This is a genomic window from Nocardioides pyridinolyticus, assembly GCF_054653575.1.
This window is the reverse complement of the sequence record NZ_BAAIFY010000003.1, coordinates 95,937-112,084: the sequence shown is the minus strand read 5'-3', so window position 1 is coordinate 112,084 and position 16,148 is coordinate 95,937. Positions and strand designations below refer to the sequence as shown.

Genomic DNA, 16,148 nt, shown 5'->3' with positions numbered 1-16,148 from the left:
GTGGTGGTCGAGCCGGGCCGGGGGTGGCACTGGGACCGAACAAGTGGGGGGTGAGTTGGGTCCCCGACTCGACCGAGCTGTGTTGTATCAGCGACAGGCCTTGGCCGCGCAGCGGCCCGACCAGCTGCTGTCGGCGTTCGCCGGGGCCGAGATACCCAGCAGGCCGACGCTAAGCGTCGCAGTGACGATCGCGATGGCGACCTTGCGCGCAATGTTCATGTTTCCCTCTCCACCTTCTCGACTGCGGGTCCCACGGTTGACCCGGCTCCACCAGTGTGGGCGAGCCGCCGGGCGAACGGCGAACGGACGGATGACTCAGATTTGTGCATTGCACATTTCTGCAACCGCTGCAGGTTTCTGCACGACGGGGCGTCGTACCGGAGGTATGACACGGCCCCCTCCGCGGTGCGGAGGGGGCCGTGGGCTGGCGGAGGCGGAGGGATTTGAACCCTCGATGGGGTTGTAGCCCCAAACCCGCTTAGCAGGCGGGCGCCATAGACCGGACTAGGCGACGCCTCCCCGACAGCGAGCACAGGCTACAAGGAGGCGGCCGGGGACGACCAATCAGGGCCGGGCCGCGGGCGGGTCAGGGGCCGTCCGAGCCCAGCGGTCGCAACCCGGAGCCGCCCTGGAGGTAGCGCTGGAGCTCGCGGACGAACTCCTCCCGGTCCGCGGCGAGCGCCTGCACCGGGATGGTGGTGGTACGTCCGTCACGGAGCTTGATCACGACCACCGGCGTACTCCGCACGGAGGCGGTGACCGCCTCGGTGACCTCGCGCCAGGCGGCGGCGTTCGTGCCCGCGGCGCGGATCATCCGGACGCGGTAGCCCTCCGCGCTGAAGCGGACGACCGGCAGCGCGCGGAGCACGAGCCAGCCGGCCACGGCGACACCGAGCACGCCGGCCGCCGCGGCGCCCACGAGGACGCCGACCGGCCAGTCCAGCACCACCACGAGCAGGGTGAGGACGGCGAGCACGAGGGCCAGCAGCACCAGCAGGGCACCGAGGAAACGGGCGCCGAGGGCCGGGGCGAGCCGATAGTCGGACGTCTGCACGTACTGATTGAACAAGACACCGAATTGGGACCTGTCACCGGGTTGTGGGCGGTGGTCCGTGGGGTGACACTCGTAGTCCCCCACCACTCCGGGCCCGCCGGGAGGTCTCATGACCGTCACGACCCATGGGTTGGCGACCGCAATGCAGGGCCTTGCGCAGGCCCTCGAGGCCCCCCGACGGCCCGGAGCCCCCCTGGGGAGCTGGCGCTGGGGTGTCCGGCAGCGGATGGCCGCCGTCCGCGACGCCCTGGTCGCCGAGGCGGCCTACGGCGACGAGGGGTGGGTCACCGCCCGCGAGGGCGGGCTGCTGCGCGAGCGCTCCCTGCTGCTCAACCGGCTCGGCTCGCTGGGCCCGCGCGTCCTGGAGAGCCCCGACGTCGAGGGGGTCCGCGCCGACCTGCTCCGGCTGCTCACCGACGTGTCGCACCATCTGCAGCGGATCCACGACCTCGCCTACGACGAGGTGGAGCTGGAGCTCGGCGGCTCCGAGTAGGGGTCCCTCTACACTCCTCGGGTGCCCCTGCCGTCGGCGGAGGCACACGGAGGGGTGCCGGAGTGGCCGATCGGAACCGCCTTGAAAGCGGTCGTGGGGAGACCCACCGCGGGTTCGAATCCCGCCCCCTCTGCTACAGCAGGATCTCCACCAGCACGTCGCCCTCCTGGACGACGTCGCCGGGCGCGACCTTGACGGCGCGGACGGTGCCGGACGTCTCGACGAGGACCGGGATCTCCATCTTCATCGACTCCAGGAGCACGACGGTGTCGCCGGGCGCGACCGCGTCGCCGGGCCCGACGGCCACGCTCATCACGTTCGCCACCATCTCCGCGACGATCTCGGTCACCTGCTCACGAGCCATGTCGCGAACCTAGCCGTTACCGATTGGTACCCCGCATCGGCTCGTCCAGTGGGCCCCGAATCACCGTTGAGTCGGCCCTGCGTCACCGACGAGTTCGGGGAAAGTCACCAGCGCGCGGGAACGAAGCCCGACTCGGGTGCGACTCCGGGCCAACTCGACGGGGGTCAGAGCAGGGGGCGGGTGCGGGCGGGCTCCGGGCGCAGGGCGGCGGCCTCCTCGGCACGGCGCCCGCGGCGGCCCCGGCTGCCGGCGGCGGAGCCGGTGAGGGCGAGGTCCAGGCGGATCACCACGAAGCCGATGACCAGGCCGACGACGACGCCGTAGCCGACCGACAGGCCGACCTCGGAGAGGGCGACGGAGGGGTTCACCAGCGAGCTGGCGACGGGCGCGGTGGCGGCGACGCCGAACGCGCAGACCCACCAGCCCTGGCGGCGACGGGCACGCATGTGGGTGCCCCAGGCCAGCGCCGGGACGCCGAGCACGGTCTCCAGCGGCCGCGGGAAGGCCCCGAGGTTGGCGCGACTCCACGCCACGGCGTCCAGCAGCGTCGAGAGGAGACCGGGCGTGCCGTAGCGACGCAGCAGCTCGGCGTACGCGAGCGTGACGGCCAACACGAGGCTCCCGGCGAGCACGGCGACCACGCCGCGCCGGCCGAGCCCGTGCAGGCCGGCCCCGAGGCGGTAGACCACCGCGACGGCGCCGAGCAGCGCGAGCCCGAGCGTGACGTACTCGAAGCGGGCGACCTCCACGACCGGCTCGAAGCCGACCACGGCGAGCGCGCCGATCGCCGCGACCACGATCGCGAGGACGACCTCCCGGACGGCATGCACGAACTTCACCGCCGGCACGGTGACCATCACCGCGAGGACGGCGGCGACCACGCAGGTCAGGACCGCGGCCCCGGTGCGCAGCCGGTCGTCGTCGACCACCACGACCGCGACGCCCAGCACGAGCGCCAGCGCCCCCACCACGATCGGTCGGCCGCCGGTGCGGGCCGCGAGCGCCCAGGAGTACGCCGTGGTGATGGCGACGGCGCCCGCACCGCAGATCCAGGTGGAGCCCAGGTCTCCGACGCAGGCGGTCAGCAGCGCGCCGAGGCCGGCGAGCACGGTGAGCCCCCAGAGCACGATCGGCACGCGCGAGCCGGCGATCCGCTCGGCGCGGATCCGCGCGTTGCCGGCGGCGCGGGCCCGCCGGGACGGCGGTCGCTCGGCACGACGACGCGGAGCGGACCTGGACACGGCGGGAAAGGTTACAGACGCCGGTTCGCCAGCGAGGGGTTGGTCCTGCGCGCCGTGGTGAGGCTCTCAGCGTCGAGCTCCGCCGCCAGCACCTCCGGCCCCTCGCCCGCCTCGGCGAGCACGTCCCCGAGCGGATCCACGACCAGCGAGTGGCCGCTGTAGCGCGGGCCGGGCTGCCCGACCGCGACGACGAACACCGTGTTCTCGATGGCCCGGGCCCGGGCCAGCGTGCGCCAGTGCTCGACCTTGCGGGGGCCGGCGACCCACGCGGCCGGCACCACGAGCACCTCCGCGCCCTCGTCGACCAGCCGCCGGGCGAGCTCGGGGAACCGCAGGTCGTAGCAGGTCATCAACCCGACCCGGAAGCCGGCGACGTCGACCAGCACCGGCTCCAGCGCCCCGGCCGAGAGCCGGTCGGACTCGCGGTAGCCGAAGGAGTCGTAGAGGTGGATCTTGCGGTACGACGCCTCCGCGCCGCCGCGCACGACCAGCGTGTTGAACGGCCGGTCGGGGTCGTCGCCGCGCTCGAACATCCCGGCGACCACGGTCGTGCTCCGCCCCCCGGCCACCCGGCCGACCTCGGTGGCGAACGGCCCGTCGAGCTGCTCGGCGTACGGACTCACGTCGGAGCCGGCCTCGCCGAAGTCGCGGGCGAACGCCTCCGGGAACACCACCAGGTCGGCGCCGGGCGGCGTCAGCTCCCCGAGCAGGGCGCGGTTGGCGTCCGGCTCGAGGCCGGACGCGTGCTGGACGAGGGCGACGCGCAAGCGGGACACCCTGCGAGACTGCCACACATGTCCTTCGCTGCGATCGTGCTCGCTGGAGGCCGCGCGGTGCGCATGGACGGCGCGGACAAGGCCTCGGTCGAGCACGGCGGCCGGTCGCTGCTCGAGCACGCGATCAACGCGCTGCTCGACGCGGACGAGGTGGTGGTCGTGGGCGACCCGGTGCCGACCACCCGGCCGGTCACGTTCTGCCGGGAGAGCCCGCGCTTCGGCGGCCCCGTCGCCGCGCTGCTGACCGGGTACGACGCCCTGGTGCGCGCGCCCCGGACGGTCGGCGTGCTCGCGGTCGACATGCCCCGGGTGACGGCCTGGACCTTCCGCCGGCTGCACGCGGCCGCCGAGGGGCACGACGGCGCCTTCCTCGCCGACTCCGCGGGGCGCCGCCAGCTGGCCGGCGTCCTGGACGCGACCCGGCTCGACGCCGTACGCCCCGACCACGAGGTGCAGCACGGCATGCCGATGCACCGGCTGCTGGCCGACCTCGACCTCGTGACGCTCACCCCGGCAGGCGAGGAGGGTCGCGACGTCGACACGTGGGCCGACCTGCGCGATCTCACCGAAGACTGACCAGGGGTTGCGAACTCCCGCAGTTGTTCGGAAATCTTGCTCTCGTGAACCTCCACGACTGGATCGACGAGCTCTCCGACGTCCTCGACGTGGACACCGAGGTCGACGAGGGCCTGCTGCTGGACCTCGCCCGGGTGGCCGCTCACAACGTCGCCCGCCCGGCCGCGCCGATCACGACCTTCCTGCTCGGGTACGCCGCCGCCTCGCAGGACGCCGACCCCGAGGAGCTCGAGGCCCTGGCGGCGAAGGCGCAGCGGCTCGCGGACGGCTGGGACCGGCCGGCGGACGCGCCCGACCCCGACGACGTCGACGACGAGGTGCCCGACGACAGCTCGGTCGACCACACCGGCGACGCGTACGAGGAGTGACTCCCTAGAGTCGGTCCCATGCGTGCTGTGATCGCCGACGGGGCCGGCGGCCCCGAGGTCCTGTCCGTCGCCGAGCTCCCGGACCCCGAGGCGGGCCCGGGCGAGGTGGTGCTCGACGTCGCCGCGGCGGCGCTCAACCGCGCCGACCTGCTGCAACGGCAGGGGTTCTACCCGCCGCCGCCCGGCGCCTCCGACATCCTCGGGATGGAGTGCAGCGGCACGGTCGCCGCCGTCGGCGAGGGCGTGACCGGCTGGTCCGTGGGCGACGAGGCGTGCGCGCTGCTCGCCGCGGGCGGGTACGCCGAGAAGGTCGCCGTACCGGCCGGCCAGCTGATGCCGGTCCCGGCCGGCGTCGACCTCGTCACCGCGGCCGCGCTGCCGGAGGTCGCCTGCACGGTCTGGTCGAACGTGTTCATGATCGCCGGCCTCCAGCCCCACGAGACGCTGCTGGTGCACGGCGGCGCGGGCGGCATCGGGTCGTTCGCCGTCCAGCTCGCCCACCAGCTCGGGTCGACCGTCGTGACGACGGCGGGCACCGAGGAGAAGCGCGCGGCCTGCCTCGCGCTCGGCGCGGACGTCGCGGTGGACTACCGCGAGCAGGACTTCGTCGAGGAGACCCGGCGCGCGACCGAGGGCCGCGGCGCCGACGTCATCCTCGACAACATGGGCGCGAAGTACCTCGCCCGGAACATCGACGCGCTCGCCACCGAGGGCCGCCTGGTCATCATCGGGATGCAGGGCGGCACGAAGGCCGAGCTCGACATCAACAAGCTGCTGCGCAAGCGCGGCGCCGTGATCGCGACCGCGCTCCGCTCCCGTCCGGTCGAGGAGAAGTCCGCGATCTGCGCCTCGGTCGTCGAGCACGTGTGGCCGCTGGTGGCCGAGGGCCTGGTGCAGCCGGTCGTCAACGGCGCGATGCCGCTGGAGGACGCCGCGGCCGCGCACGCGCTCATGGAGTCCGGGGAGCACAGCGGCAAGATCCTCCTGACGCTTTGAGCGACCGGCCGATGGATACCGTGGGCCCATGAGCGAGCGCAGCGAGCGAATCATCCAATTCAGCGCGCCCTGTGCCTCATGCGCGCACGAAGCGAAGCGAGTACGCACATGAGCGAGGAGGAGCAGCAGGTCGTCGTCATCGGTCCGAACGGGCAGCCGGTCACCGTGGAGGAGGACGGCGAGAGCCGGTCGGTCACCGAACTGGTCGAGCAGCCGGACAAGGTGATGCGGATCGGCAGCATGATCCGGCAGCTCCTCGAGGAGGTGAAGTCGGCGCCGCTGGACGAGGCCAGCCGCAACCGCCTCAAGGACATCCACCGCGCGTCGATCAAGGAGCTCGAGGACGGCCTCGCGCCGGAGCTGGTCGAGGAGCTCGAGCGCCTGTCGCTCCCGTTCACCGAGGACTCCACGCCCTCGGACGCCGAGCTGCGGATCGCCCAGGCCCAGCTGGTCGGCTGGCTCGAGGGCCTGTTCCACGGCATCCAGACCGCGATCTACGCCCAGCAGATGGCCGCCCGCGCGCAGTTCGAGCAGATCCGCAAGGCGCTGCCCCAGGGCATGGCGATGCCGGGCGGCCAGGGCGGGCCGGGCGGTCCCGGCCCGGGCGAGCAGCAGCCCCAGGCGCCCGGCGAGTCCGGGGGCATGTACCTCTAGGCTCTCGGCCTCTTCCCCGGTTGACCGGGGATCGCCACCTACGCCCGTCGGCGACCCAGCGCCGCCGCGAGCAGCAGGCCGAGCAGGCCGACGATCACCAGGGCGAGGCCGGGCGCCGCGAGGCGGCTCAGCTCGGCCCGGTCGCCGGCCACGAGGGTGAACGTCGCCTCGGCCGGCGTGGGCGGGGTGGGAGAGGTGCCCTGGCCGAGCAGGTCCTCGACCTGCTGGACGTGGGCGCGGGTGGCGCGCGTCGTACCGCCGTCCTTCGTGGCGGTCAGCATGTCGCCGTCCCGGGCGACGTACCAGACGTACTCCTCGCCGGCCTTCAGGTCCGGGACGCCGCAGGCCCTCGGGCCGCTCGGCGTCTCGACGGTCGTCTGCTCGCCGATGTCGCCCTTGTGCACCAGGTCGACGTCGACCGCGTACGTGACCTCGGCGCCGGTGGCGCTCCGGTCGGCGACCGTGCCCGTGAACACGGCGTCGGCGCGCACCGTCTGCTGTTCGAGCGTCGCGTTCGGGTGCTCGCAGGCGGCCGTCGCCGGGGCGGCCGACGTCGCCACGAGGGCGCCGGAGGTCAGCACGAGGGCGAGCAGTCGTCGGGTCAGCACCCGTTCAGTGTGCCTCAGAGGCCGAGCAGGCCGGCCAGCACCGTCGCGACGCCGTCCTCGTCGTTGGACGGCGCGGTGTGGGTGGCCGCCTCGCGGACGGTCGGGTGGGCGTTGGCCATGGCGTACGCCGTGCCCGCCCACGCGAGCATCGGCAGGTCGTTCGGCATGTCGCCGAAGGCGACCACCTCGGCGGCGTCGATCCCGAGGTCGGCGCAGAGCAGCGCGAGGGTCGAGGCCTTGGTGACCCCGCCCGCACTGATCTCGAGCAGCGCGCTGGCCGAGGACCACGTGATGACCAGCCGGCCCTCGACGACCGCCTCGGCGGCGTCCCAGAACTCCTGCGCGCTGAGCTCCTCGTGCCGCGCGAGCAGCTTGAGCGCCGGCTCGTCGAAGAGCTCCTCGACCGGGCCGCGGCGGGCGCCGTCGGGCACGGGGTGCCGCTCGAGGAACGCCGGCTCCAGCCCGATGCCCTCGAGGGTCTCGACGGCGAAGGCCGAGCCGGGGATCGCCTCGCGCAGCAGCGCGCACATCGCGAGGCCGAGCTCCGGGTCGATCGGGCGCTCCAGGTGCGGCCGGTGCCGCGCCACGTCCCACACGAGCGCGCCGTTGCTGACCACCGCGAGGCCGTGCTCGCCGACGCGCTCGAAGACCTCCTCGGCCCAGCGCAGCGGCCGCCCGGTCACGAACACCACCGGGATGCCCCGGGCCTCGACCTGCGCCAGCACGTCGGCGCTGTACGCCGAGACGCTGCCGTCGCTGCGGACCAGCGTGCCGTCGAGGTCGGTGGCGACCAGCCTCACGGCAGCGGCCTGACCATGACCAGCTCGCCGTCCTCTCCCGCGCCGCGCAGCTGGGTGAAGCCGCAACGGGCGAGCACGCGTACGCCGGCCCTGTTGGTCGGCTCCACGCTGGCGCGCACCCGCACACCGAGCGCGTCGGTGCCCGCGAGGAGCGCCTGGAGCGCCTCCGTGGCGAAGCCGAAGCCGTGCGCCTCCTCGACCAGGCCGTAGCCGACCTCGACCTCGGGCACGCCGTCGGCGGCCTGCTGCGGCGGGCCGAAGAAGCCGATCGAGCCGAGCGCGGTCACGCCGCGGACGACGTGCCGCGGCGCCCAGGTGTCACCCGCCCGCCACAGCGTCGCGGCGTCCGCGTCGTCCCGGCGGGGGTAGTCGCGGTGCCAGCCGTCGCGGCGCCCGCCGGAGCGGATCGCGGCGACGTCCTCGGCGGTCCACAGCGGCAGCCGGAGCCGCTCGGTGACGACCACCTCCGGGAGGTTCACTCCGGGAACCACTGACTCAGCTCGGTCGCCAGGCCGTCCTCGTAGACGCTCCCGGTCACGGCGTCCGCGGCATCCAGCACGTCCTGGATCGCCTGGCCCATCGCGACCGACCGGCCGGCCCACTCGAACATCTCGAGGTCGTTGCGGCCGTCACCGACCGCGAGGGCGTCGGCGGCCGTGAGACCGAGCTGCTGGGCGACGTACTCCAGGCCGGACGCCTTGGAGACCCCGACCGGGGCGAGGTCGAGCCACGCGGTCCAGCCGACGACGTAGTTGGTGCCGTGCAGGCCGAGGTCCTCGGCCAGCTGCACGAACTCGTCGGCGGTCGCGTCGGGGTCGCGGATGATCACGCGGCTGACCTCGGCGGCCAGCAGTTCGTCGACCGCGGTGACGACCATGTCGCCGGAGAGCTCGCCCTCCGGGAACGCGCGGCTCACCTTGTAGCCGACGCCGCGGTCCTCGACGGCGACGATCGCGCTCGGCTGGCGCTCGAGGATCGCCTCGACCGCCGGGCGGGCGTCGAAGGTCTCCTCGTGCACCACCTCGACGGGTGGGTAGCGGAACACGACCGCGCCGTTGGACGCGACGATCCAGAGCCGGTCGCCGCCCTCGGCGTGCAGCTCGAGCATGTCGGCGACCCGGGTCATGCCGTGGGGCGAGCGGCCGCTCGCGAGCACCACGTGCGCACCCGCGTCGAGCGCCCGATGGATCGCCGCCTTGACCGCGGGCGCGATCTCCTCATGGGTCATGCCGGCACCCTCGACCCACTTCAGGATGGTGCCGTCGATGTCGAGCGCGACGAGCTTCGGCTGCCAGTCGGTCACGGGGCGACCGGCTCCAGCACCTCGCGGCCCAGCCACTTCTGGAGCGCCTTCGGCACCCGGACGGAGCCGTCGGCCTGCTGGTGGGTCTCGAGGATCGCCACGATCGCCCGCGGGATCGCGCACAGCGTGCCGTTGAGGGTCGCGATCGGCTTCGTCCCGTCCGCGAACCGCCCGCGGATGTCGAGGCGCCGGGTCTGGAACTCGGTGCAGTTCGACGTCGAGGTCAGCTCGCGGTACTTGCCCTGGGTCGGGATCCACGCCTCGCAGTCGAACTTGCGCTGCGCCGACACCCCCAGGTCGCCCGCCGCGGTGTCGATGACCTGGTAGGCCAGCTCGAGCTTGTCGAGGAACGACTTCTCGATCTCCAGGAGGCGCTGGTGCTCGGCGTACGACTCCTCGGTCGTCGTGTAGACGAACATCTCGACCTTGTCGAACCAGTGCACGCGGATGATGCCCTTGGTGTCCTTGCCGTGCGACCCGGCCTCCTTGCGGAAGCACGGGCTGAACGCGGCGTACCGCAGCGGCAGCGAGGCCCCGTCGAGGATCTCGTCGGAGTGGTACGCCGCCATCGGCACCTCGGAGGTGCCGACGAGGTACATGTCCTGGCCCTCGATGCGGTAGACGTCGTCGGCGGCCTGGCCGAGGAAGCCGGTGCCCTCCATCGCGCGGGGCTTGACCATCGACGGCGCGATCACCTGGGTGAAGCCGTGCTCGCGGGCGGTCTCGTTGGCCAGGTTGACCAGCGCGAACTCCAGCTCCGCGCCGACGCCGGTGAGGAAGTAGAAGCGCGAGCCGGAGACCTTGGCACCGCGGTCGAGGTCGATCGCGCCCAGGATCCGGCCGAGCTCGACGTGGTCGCGCGGCTCGAACCCTTCAGCAGAGAAGTCCCGCGGCGTCCCGATCGTCTCGAGGACGACGAAGTCGTCCTCGCCCCCGGCGGGCGCCTCGTCGGCGGCCAGGTTCGGGATGGACATGATCGCGTCGTTCCACGCGGCCTCGGCGACGCCCTGGGCGGCCTCGAGCTCCTTCACCTCGGCGGCCAGCGCCTTGGTCCGGGTCAGCAGCTCCTGCTTCTCCTCGCCCTGCGCCTGCGCGACCTGCTTGCCCAGCTGCTTCTGCTCGGCCCGCTTCGCCTCGAACTCGGCGATCGCCGCCCGGCGGGCGGCGTCCGCGGAGAGCGCCCGGTCCACGACCTCGTCGGACAGGCCGCGCTTCGCCTGGGCGGCACGGACGCGGTCGGGGTCGTCTCGGAGGATGCGCGGGTCGATCATGTCGGCAAGGCTATCCGGGGCGGCGCGTTCCTCGTGCCTCAGATGCCTCCCGGCATACTGGGGCACCATGCTCGACCGACCGCGCGCCATCGTCCTCACGTGGGGCGTCGTCTGTTTCGTCCTGGTCGGGCTGCTCGCCGCCGGCGTCGCCGCGAGGTGGGCCTGGATCGTCGACGTCGACGACCGCGGCGAGGGGACCCAGACCTGGTCCACCGACATCGGCTGGCTGCACGACTCGCTGCGGGTGGTGGAGGTCGGCTTCGGCACGATCGGGATGACGATCTACACCGTCGTGCTGTTCGCGCTGCTGTTCCGCAAGCACCGCCGGGCGGCGTTCTTCGCCGCGGGCGTCATGATCGCGACGTCGATCGCCACGACGGTCATCAAGAACCTCATCGACCGCGACCGGCCGGCCTGGCAGAACGCCGACGCGTTGCTCAGCACGCACTCCTACCCGTCCGGGCACGCGTCCTCGGCCGCCGCGCTCGGCGGCATCGTGGTGATCCTCGTGTCGATGCTGGTCCGGCGCGCGAACCTGCGCCGGGCGGCGTACGCCGGCGTGGTGCTCGTGGTCGTGCTCGTCTGCCTGGACCGGGTGCTGCTCGGCCGGCACTACCCGACCGACGTGGTCGGGGGCGTGCTGCTCGGCGTCGGCCTGGTGCTGCTCGGCATCACCCTCTACAACCCGCTGCCGCGCAGCCACGCCGCGAGCGTCGAGCCGCTGCCCGAGGTCTTCGTCTCCGAGCGCAAGCTCGCGGTGATCCTGAACCCGATCAAGGTCGAGGACGTCGGGCAGTTCGAGTCGATCGTCAACGCGATGGCCGCCGAGGCCGGCTGGTCGCGGCCGACCTGGCACTACACGACCATCGCGGACCCCGGCACGGGCATGGCCGAGGCCGCGTCCGTGGGCGGCGCCGACCTGGTGATCGTCTGCGGCGGCGACGGCACCGTGCGCGAGGTCTGCGCCGAGCTCGCCGGCACCGGCATCCCGGTCGGCATCGTCCCCGCCGGCACCGGCAACCTGCTGGCCCGCAACCTCGACATCCCGCTCTACATCCGCGCGGCCATCGATGTCGCGCTCACCGGGCAGGACCGGGCGATCGACATGGTGGAGGTCTCGGGCGACGGCTTCGAGGACACCCACTTCATGGTGATGGCCGGCATGGGGTTCGACGCCGCGATCATGGAGGGCGTCAACGAGGACATCAAGAAGCGGGTGGGCTGGCTGGCCTACGTGCTGTCCGCGCTGAAGTCGCTGATGTTCCCCGCCGTGCGGGTCGAGGTGTCCGTCGACGGGAGCGAGTTCACCAGGCACCGCGCGCGCACGGTCGTGGTCGGCAACGTCGGCTTCCTCCAGGCCGGCATGCCGCTGCTCCCCGACGCCGCCATCGACGACGGCGTGATCGACGTCGTCCTGCTGCACCCGCGGAGGTTCCTCTCCTGGGTGCCGCTCGCCTACCGCGTCCTCGCCCGGCGCCCCCGCACCGACGAGCTGGTCAACCGGATGACCGGCCACACCGTCGTCGTGCGCGCGGCCGCCGAGACCCCGCGCCAACTCGACGGCGACTCGATCGGCCCCGGCAAGGAGCTGCGGATGACCTGCGTCCACGGCCGCCTGCTGGTGCGCGTCCCCCGCTGACCGTCAGGCGGACTGCTCCCGGAGCGGGAAGAGCCGCTGCAGCAGGTCGGCGATGGTGACCAGGCCGACCACCGCCTCGGCGTCGGCCGGGTCGGTGACGACGGCGAGCTGGTTGCTGGTCTCGCGCATCCGGGCCAGGGCACTGTAGACCCGGGTGTCGGCCGGCAGCCGCAGCACCGGGCGGGTGAGGGCCTCGACCGGCTCGGTGGTGCCGACGGCCAGGGTGTCCCGCACGTGCACGACCCCGGCCGCCCGAGAGGGACTGCCCACGAGGATGCGGAGGTGGCCCGAGCGCCGGCTGGCCTCCTGGACGTCGGCCACGCTCGCGCCGACCGGCACGGAGGTCGGCGGCGTCGACCGCACGAGGTCCCCGACCGTCAGCGTCTCGAGGTCGAGCGCGCCGGAGAGCCGGCGCGAGTACGACGCGTCGAGGGCACCCACGTTCGCCGAGTGCTCGACGAGCTGGCGCAGGTCGTCGGAGTTCTGGCCCGCGGCGACCCCGTCCACCGCCTCGACCCCGACTCGCCGCAGGCACCAGTTGGCGGCGTTGTTCAGCGCCCTGAGGAGCGGCCGCGTCACGAACATGAAACCGCGCATGGGGATCGCCAGCAGCGTCGCCGAGCGCTCGGGGTGGGCGATCGCCCAGGACTTCGGCGCCATCTCGCCCACGACGAGGTGGAGGAAGGTGACGACGACGAGCGCCAGCACGAAGCCGGCGCCGTCGGCGAGCCAGGGGGCGATGCCCCAGTCCTCGAACAGCGGCGTCAGCCAGTAGTGCACGGCGGGCTTGGTGATCGCGCCGAGCGCGAGCACGGACACGGTGATGCCGAGCTGGGCGCCGGCGAGCAGGACGGTCAGCTCCGAGTAGCTGCGCAGCGCGGCGCGGGCGGCGCGACTGGTGGCCGCGGCGTCCTCGAGCCGGTGCCTGCGGGCCGCGAGCAGCGCGAACTCGATCGCGACGAAGAACGCGCTGGCGGCGATGATCACGACGGTGGCGACGGCCACCACGAGCGGGCTCCCCATCACTTGTCCTCCTCCACGACCACGGTCACGCGCACCTGCGAGGGCACGTGGTTCTCGACCTCGACGACCTCCAGCCGTGCCCACCGCGGCGCGGGCTCGTCGTCGTGGAGCAGGTCGCCCGGGTCGTCGGGCAGCCGCACCTCCACCACGGTGCCGGCCTCCGGGAGCCGGCCGTGCTCGGCGATCACCAGGCCGGCCAGGGTCTGGTAGTCGCCCGGCGGCAGGTCCTCGTCGAGGGTCCGCTCCAGCTCGTCCAGGGGCAGGTCACCGGGGACGAGCAACGCACCGGAGGGGTCCATCACCGGACCCGGCTCCTCCTCGTCGTGCTCGTCGGTGAGCTCGCCCACGAGCTCCTCGGCGAGGTCCTCGAGGGTCAGGACGCCGACGAAGCCGCCGTACTCGTCCACGACGGCGGCGAGCTCGTTGCGGGTGCGGGTGAGCTCCTCGAGCGCGTCCGGGAGCGTCATCCGGGTGGGGACGACGAGCGGCGCGCGGGTCAGCCCGGCCAGGTCGGTGCCCGCGGGGGCGTCCAGCACGTCGTCGAGGTGCACGACACCGAGCACGGCGCCCTGGTCGTCGAGCACCGGGTAGCGGGAGTGGCCGGTCGACATGAGCCGGCGCACGTCGGCGACGTCGGTGCCGGCCGGGACGGCGTCGACCCGCGTGCGCGGCACCATGGCGTGCTCGACGTCGCGGGTGGGGAAGTCCAGGACCCGGTCGAGCAGCACCGACAGCTCGGGCGGGAGGTCACCGGTCTCACGCGAGCCGGCGACGATGTGCTCGAGGTCGCGCGGCGTCGCGGAGTGCTCGACGTCGTGGACCGGCTCGATGCGCATCGCGCGCAGCAGCAGGTTCGAGGACTGGTCGAACACCCAGATCAGCGGCCCGGTCACCCGGAGGTAGGCCAGCGTCGAGCGGGACAGCCAGCGGGCGACCGGCTCGGGACGGGCGATGGCCAGGTTCTTGGGGAACAGCTCGCCGAAGAGCATCTGGAGGAGCGTCGAGAAGGCCAGCGCGAGCACGGTGCCGACCGCGATGCCGACCGCCGTCGGCACCCCGACCCCGCCGAGCACCTCGCCGAGGGCGGAGCCGATCAGCGGCTCCGCGACGTAGCCGACGAGCAGTCCGGTGACCGTGATGCCGAGCTGGGCGCCGGAGAGCATGAACGACGTGCGTCGCGTCACCTCGAGGGACCGCTTCGCGCCCGGGTCGCCCGCCGCGGCGCGCGCCTTCAGCCGCGAGCGGTCGACCGCCATGTAGGCGAACTCCTGGGCCACGAAGTAGCCGGTGGCGGCCGTGATCGCCAGCACCACCAGCAGGCCCAGGAGCAGGGAAAGGATCGGGGTCATCGGCCACCCGCTCGGTCAGTAGGTCGGGCGGCCCGCGGCCGTCGAGGTCTCTTGCGCATCTCGCCACGCCCAACGCCCGAGTCGGCCCAGGAGTTCCGCGCCCGTCCGGAATGTGTCAGAGGTCGCACGAGTGCACGGTCCCCACCCGGGGCGTCCCTTATCCATCCGAGATCCGCCCGAGGTCCGCCCGTGCCGTGAGCCGCTGGAAATCCGGACGACAGCGCGGCCGTCACGGGGCAGAGTTCAGGGCGGCGTCGAGAGGCGTCGGAGGCGGGCGCCCCGGCTACGCCGGGCGCGCGTGCTCGATGGCCTCGAGCTCCTCCGGGGAGAGCTGCTGCTCGCAGGACCAGCCGACGACGCTCTTGGCGTAGGTCCGTGCGTCGCTGCGCCCGTGGATCGAGGTGAGGACGACGCCGTGGCCGCCGTCGTCGAGCAGCGCGAGCGACCAGGAGAGGTGTCCGCCCATGTCGCCGAACGCGTCGTAGCGGACGACCGCGAGGTGCCGCAGCGCGTCCTTGCCCTCGGCCCGGAGGGCGGCGACCTCCTGGCGCAGGCCGTGCACGTCCTCCGGCAGCGCGTCCACTCCTTCGCCCGTGCGAGGGGCGCTCCGGCGTACCGCGACGGCGGCGAGCAGGACGGCGACGGCGGCGAGGACGACGGCGAGGATGACCACTCCCCGAGGGTAGGTCTGGGAGACGGACAGGAGCCGGAGCGGCACGCGCGGGCGTGGGACCATGACGCACGTGACGCTCGAGACCCGACGCATCGCCTACCAGGGCGAACCCGGCGCCAACTCCCACCAGGTGTGCAAGGAGCACTACCCCGACTGGGAGGCGCTGGCCTGCGCGTCGTTCGAGGACGTCTTCGCGGCCGTGGAGAACGGCGAGGCGGACCTCGCGATGATCCCGATCGACAACTCCATCGCCGGCCGGGTCGCCGACATCCACCACTTCCTGCCCGACTCCGGGCTGCACATCATCGCCGAGCACTTCCTGCGGATCCGGTTCTGCCTGATGGGCGTCCCGGGCACCACCCCGGACTCGATCACGACCGTGCACAGCCACGTGCACGCGCTCGGCCAGTGCCGCCGGATCATCCGCGAGCACGGCTACAAGCCCCTCATCTCCGGCGACACCGCCGGCGCCGCCCGCGAGATCTCCGAGCTCGGCGACGTCACCCAGGCCGCGATCTCGCCGCCGCTCGCGGCCGACATCTACGGGCTCGAGATCCTCGCCGAGGACGTCGAGGACGAGGACCACAACACCACGCGCTTCGTCGTCCTCTCCCGCGAGCTCGTCGAGGCGCCGGCCGGGAACGGCCCGGTCGTCACCAGCTTCATCTTCAACGTGCGCAACCTGCCCGCCGCTCTGTACAAGGCGCTCGGCGGCTTCGCCACCAACGGCGTCAACATGACCAAGCTGGAGAGCTACATGGTCGGCGGGGAGTTCACCGCGACCCAGTTCCTCGCCGAGGTCGACGGGCACCCCGAGGACGACGGCCTGAGGAACGCGCTCGAGGAGCTCGCGTTCTTCACCACCGACGTCAAGGTGCTCGGGGTGTACCCGGCCGACCCGTTCCGCGCCCAGGTCGGCTCCTAGCCTCGGTCGAGATCGGGCATCCGGCGACCGACGTC

20 protein-coding genes and 2 tRNA genes are annotated in these 16,148 nt (G+C 73.0%); 8 read left to right on the top strand and 14 right to left on the bottom strand.

Annotated elements, in window-relative coordinates; all coding sequences use genetic code 11:
* Positions 1-87 precede the first annotated feature (87 nt).
* The 3 genes from ACYQ0U_RS04100 to ACYQ0U_RS04090 form a co-directional block, all read right to left on the bottom strand.
* Complete coding sequence (locus tag ACYQ0U_RS04100) at positions 88-219, bottom strand: hypothetical protein (RefSeq protein WP_459969708.1); 132 nt, start codon at positions 217-219, stop codon at positions 88-90.
* 206 nt (positions 220-425) lie between these two features.
* Positions 426-519: transfer RNA gene (locus ACYQ0U_RS04095), tRNA-Ser, on the bottom strand.
* A gap of 67 nt (positions 520-586) precedes the next feature.
* The gene (locus tag ACYQ0U_RS04090) at positions 587-1,054 is read right to left on the bottom strand and encodes a hypothetical protein (protein ID WP_459969706.1); all 468 of its coding nucleotides are present in this window, start codon (positions 1,052-1,054) and stop codon (positions 587-589) included.
* A gap of 109 nt (positions 1,055-1,163) precedes the next feature.
* Here ACYQ0U_RS04090 and ACYQ0U_RS04085 point away from each other — a divergent pair, with 109 nt between their 5' ends.
* Together ACYQ0U_RS04085 and ACYQ0U_RS04080 are read left to right on the top strand one after the other, a co-directional pair.
* A complete protein-coding gene (locus ACYQ0U_RS04085; protein WP_459969704.1) occupies positions 1,164-1,547 on the top strand; it encodes a hypothetical protein in 384 nt (127 codons plus the stop codon).
* Between the two features lie 48 nt (positions 1,548-1,595).
* Positions 1,596-1,680: transfer RNA gene (locus ACYQ0U_RS04080), tRNA-Ser, on the top strand.
* Here ACYQ0U_RS04080 and ACYQ0U_RS04075 read toward each other — a convergent pair.
* The 3 genes from ACYQ0U_RS04075 to ACYQ0U_RS04065 form a co-directional block, all read right to left on the bottom strand.
* The gene (locus tag ACYQ0U_RS04075) at positions 1,681-1,911 is read right to left on the bottom strand and encodes a biotin/lipoyl-binding carrier protein (protein WP_459969702.1); all 231 of its coding nucleotides are present in this window, start codon (positions 1,909-1,911) and stop codon (positions 1,681-1,683) included.
* 164 nt (positions 1,912-2,075) lie between these two features.
* The gene (locus tag ACYQ0U_RS04070; RefSeq protein ID WP_459969700.1) at positions 2,076-3,152 is read right to left on the bottom strand and encodes a hypothetical protein; all 1,077 of its coding nucleotides are present in this window, start codon (positions 3,150-3,152) and stop codon (positions 2,076-2,078) included.
* A gap of 11 nt (positions 3,153-3,163) precedes the next feature.
* Positions 3,164-3,928, bottom strand: a complete 765-nt coding sequence (locus ACYQ0U_RS04065) for a carbon-nitrogen hydrolase family protein (protein WP_459969698.1) — start codon at positions 3,926-3,928, stop codon at positions 3,164-3,166.
* An 18-nt stretch (positions 3,929-3,946) separates the two neighbouring features.
* Between ACYQ0U_RS04065 and mobA the strand changes: the two genes are divergently transcribed.
* From mobA to ACYQ0U_RS04045, 4 genes are all read left to right on the top strand, one after another.
* Positions 3,947-4,504, top strand: a complete 558-nt coding sequence (gene mobA, locus ACYQ0U_RS04060; RefSeq protein WP_459969696.1) for a molybdenum cofactor guanylyltransferase — start codon at positions 3,947-3,949, stop codon at positions 4,502-4,504.
* 44 nt (positions 4,505-4,548) lie between these two features.
* Entirely contained in the window at positions 4,549-4,872 is a 324-nt protein-coding gene (locus tag ACYQ0U_RS04055) for a DUF6457 domain-containing protein (RefSeq protein ID WP_459969694.1), read from the top strand.
* 18 nt (positions 4,873-4,890) lie between these two features.
* Complete coding sequence (locus ACYQ0U_RS04050; protein ID WP_459969692.1) at positions 4,891-5,868, top strand: NAD(P)H-quinone oxidoreductase; 978 nt, start codon at positions 4,891-4,893, stop codon at positions 5,866-5,868.
* Between the two features lie 108 nt (positions 5,869-5,976).
* Positions 5,977-6,522, top strand: a complete 546-nt coding sequence (locus ACYQ0U_RS04045) for a bacterial proteasome activator family protein (protein ID WP_459969690.1) — start codon at positions 5,977-5,979, stop codon at positions 6,520-6,522.
* A gap of 38 nt (positions 6,523-6,560) precedes the next feature.
* Here the strand turns inward: ACYQ0U_RS04045 and ACYQ0U_RS04040 are convergent, their stop codons facing one another.
* From ACYQ0U_RS04040 to serS, 5 genes are read right to left on the bottom strand one after another with little or no spacing between them, the layout of a single operon-like run.
* The gene (locus ACYQ0U_RS04040; protein ID WP_459969688.1) at positions 6,561-7,130 is read right to left on the bottom strand and encodes a hypothetical protein; all 570 of its coding nucleotides are present in this window, start codon (positions 7,128-7,130) and stop codon (positions 6,561-6,563) included.
* Between the two features lie 14 nt (positions 7,131-7,144).
* A complete protein-coding gene (locus ACYQ0U_RS04035) occupies positions 7,145-7,930 on the bottom strand; it encodes a Cof-type HAD-IIB family hydrolase (RefSeq protein WP_459969685.1) in 786 nt (261 codons plus the stop codon).
* Positions 7,927-8,409: a GNAT family N-acetyltransferase gene (locus ACYQ0U_RS04030; protein ID WP_459969683.1), complete on the bottom strand. Its 483-nt coding sequence runs from the start codon at positions 8,407-8,409 to the stop codon at positions 7,927-7,929. Before ACYQ0U_RS04030 ends, ACYQ0U_RS04035 begins: the two co-directional genes overlap by 4 nt.
* Positions 8,406-9,233 (bottom strand): HAD family hydrolase, encoded by an 828-nt coding sequence (locus tag ACYQ0U_RS04025; protein WP_459969681.1) that lies wholly within the window; start codon positions 9,231-9,233, stop codon positions 8,406-8,408. The genes ACYQ0U_RS04030 and ACYQ0U_RS04025 overlap by 4 nt, the downstream gene beginning before the upstream one ends.
* Positions 9,230-10,504, bottom strand: coding sequence for a serine--tRNA ligase (serS, locus tag ACYQ0U_RS04020; protein WP_459969679.1), 1,275 nt, complete (start codon positions 10,502-10,504; stop codon positions 9,230-9,232). Before serS ends, ACYQ0U_RS04025 begins: the two co-directional genes overlap by 4 nt.
* A 67-nt stretch (positions 10,505-10,571) precedes the next feature.
* Here serS and ACYQ0U_RS04015 point away from each other — a divergent pair, with 67 nt between their 5' ends.
* Positions 10,572-12,143 carry a bifunctional phosphatase PAP2/diacylglycerol kinase family protein gene (locus tag ACYQ0U_RS04015; RefSeq protein ID WP_459969677.1) on the top strand — a complete coding sequence of 524 codons (1,572 nt, stop codon included), beginning with the start codon at positions 10,572-10,574 and terminating at the stop codon, positions 12,141-12,143.
* Positions 12,144-12,146: 3 nt separating this feature from the next.
* Here ACYQ0U_RS04015 and ACYQ0U_RS04010 read toward each other — a convergent pair whose 3' ends face one another.
* The 3 genes from ACYQ0U_RS04010 to ACYQ0U_RS04000 form a co-directional block, all read right to left on the bottom strand.
* Entirely contained in the window at positions 12,147-13,166 is a 1,020-nt protein-coding gene (locus tag ACYQ0U_RS04010; RefSeq protein ID WP_459969675.1) for a CNNM domain-containing protein, read from the bottom strand.
* Positions 13,166-14,515 carry a hemolysin family protein gene (locus tag ACYQ0U_RS04005; RefSeq protein WP_459969674.1) on the bottom strand — a complete coding sequence of 450 codons (1,350 nt, stop codon included), beginning with the start codon at positions 14,513-14,515 and terminating at the stop codon, positions 13,166-13,168. The genes ACYQ0U_RS04010 and ACYQ0U_RS04005 overlap by 1 nt, the downstream gene beginning before the upstream one ends.
* A gap of 283 nt (positions 14,516-14,798) precedes the next feature.
* Positions 14,799-15,188 carry a DUF4446 family protein gene (locus tag ACYQ0U_RS04000; protein WP_459969672.1) on the bottom strand — a complete coding sequence of 130 codons (390 nt, stop codon included), beginning with the start codon at positions 15,186-15,188 and terminating at the stop codon, positions 14,799-14,801.
* 70 nt (positions 15,189-15,258) lie between these two features.
* Here ACYQ0U_RS04000 and ACYQ0U_RS03995 point away from each other — a divergent pair, with 70 nt between their 5' ends.
* Positions 15,259-16,113, top strand: coding sequence for a prephenate dehydratase (locus tag ACYQ0U_RS03995; protein ID WP_459969670.1), 855 nt, complete (start codon positions 15,259-15,261; stop codon positions 16,111-16,113).
* Positions 16,114-16,148: the final 35 nt, after the last annotated feature.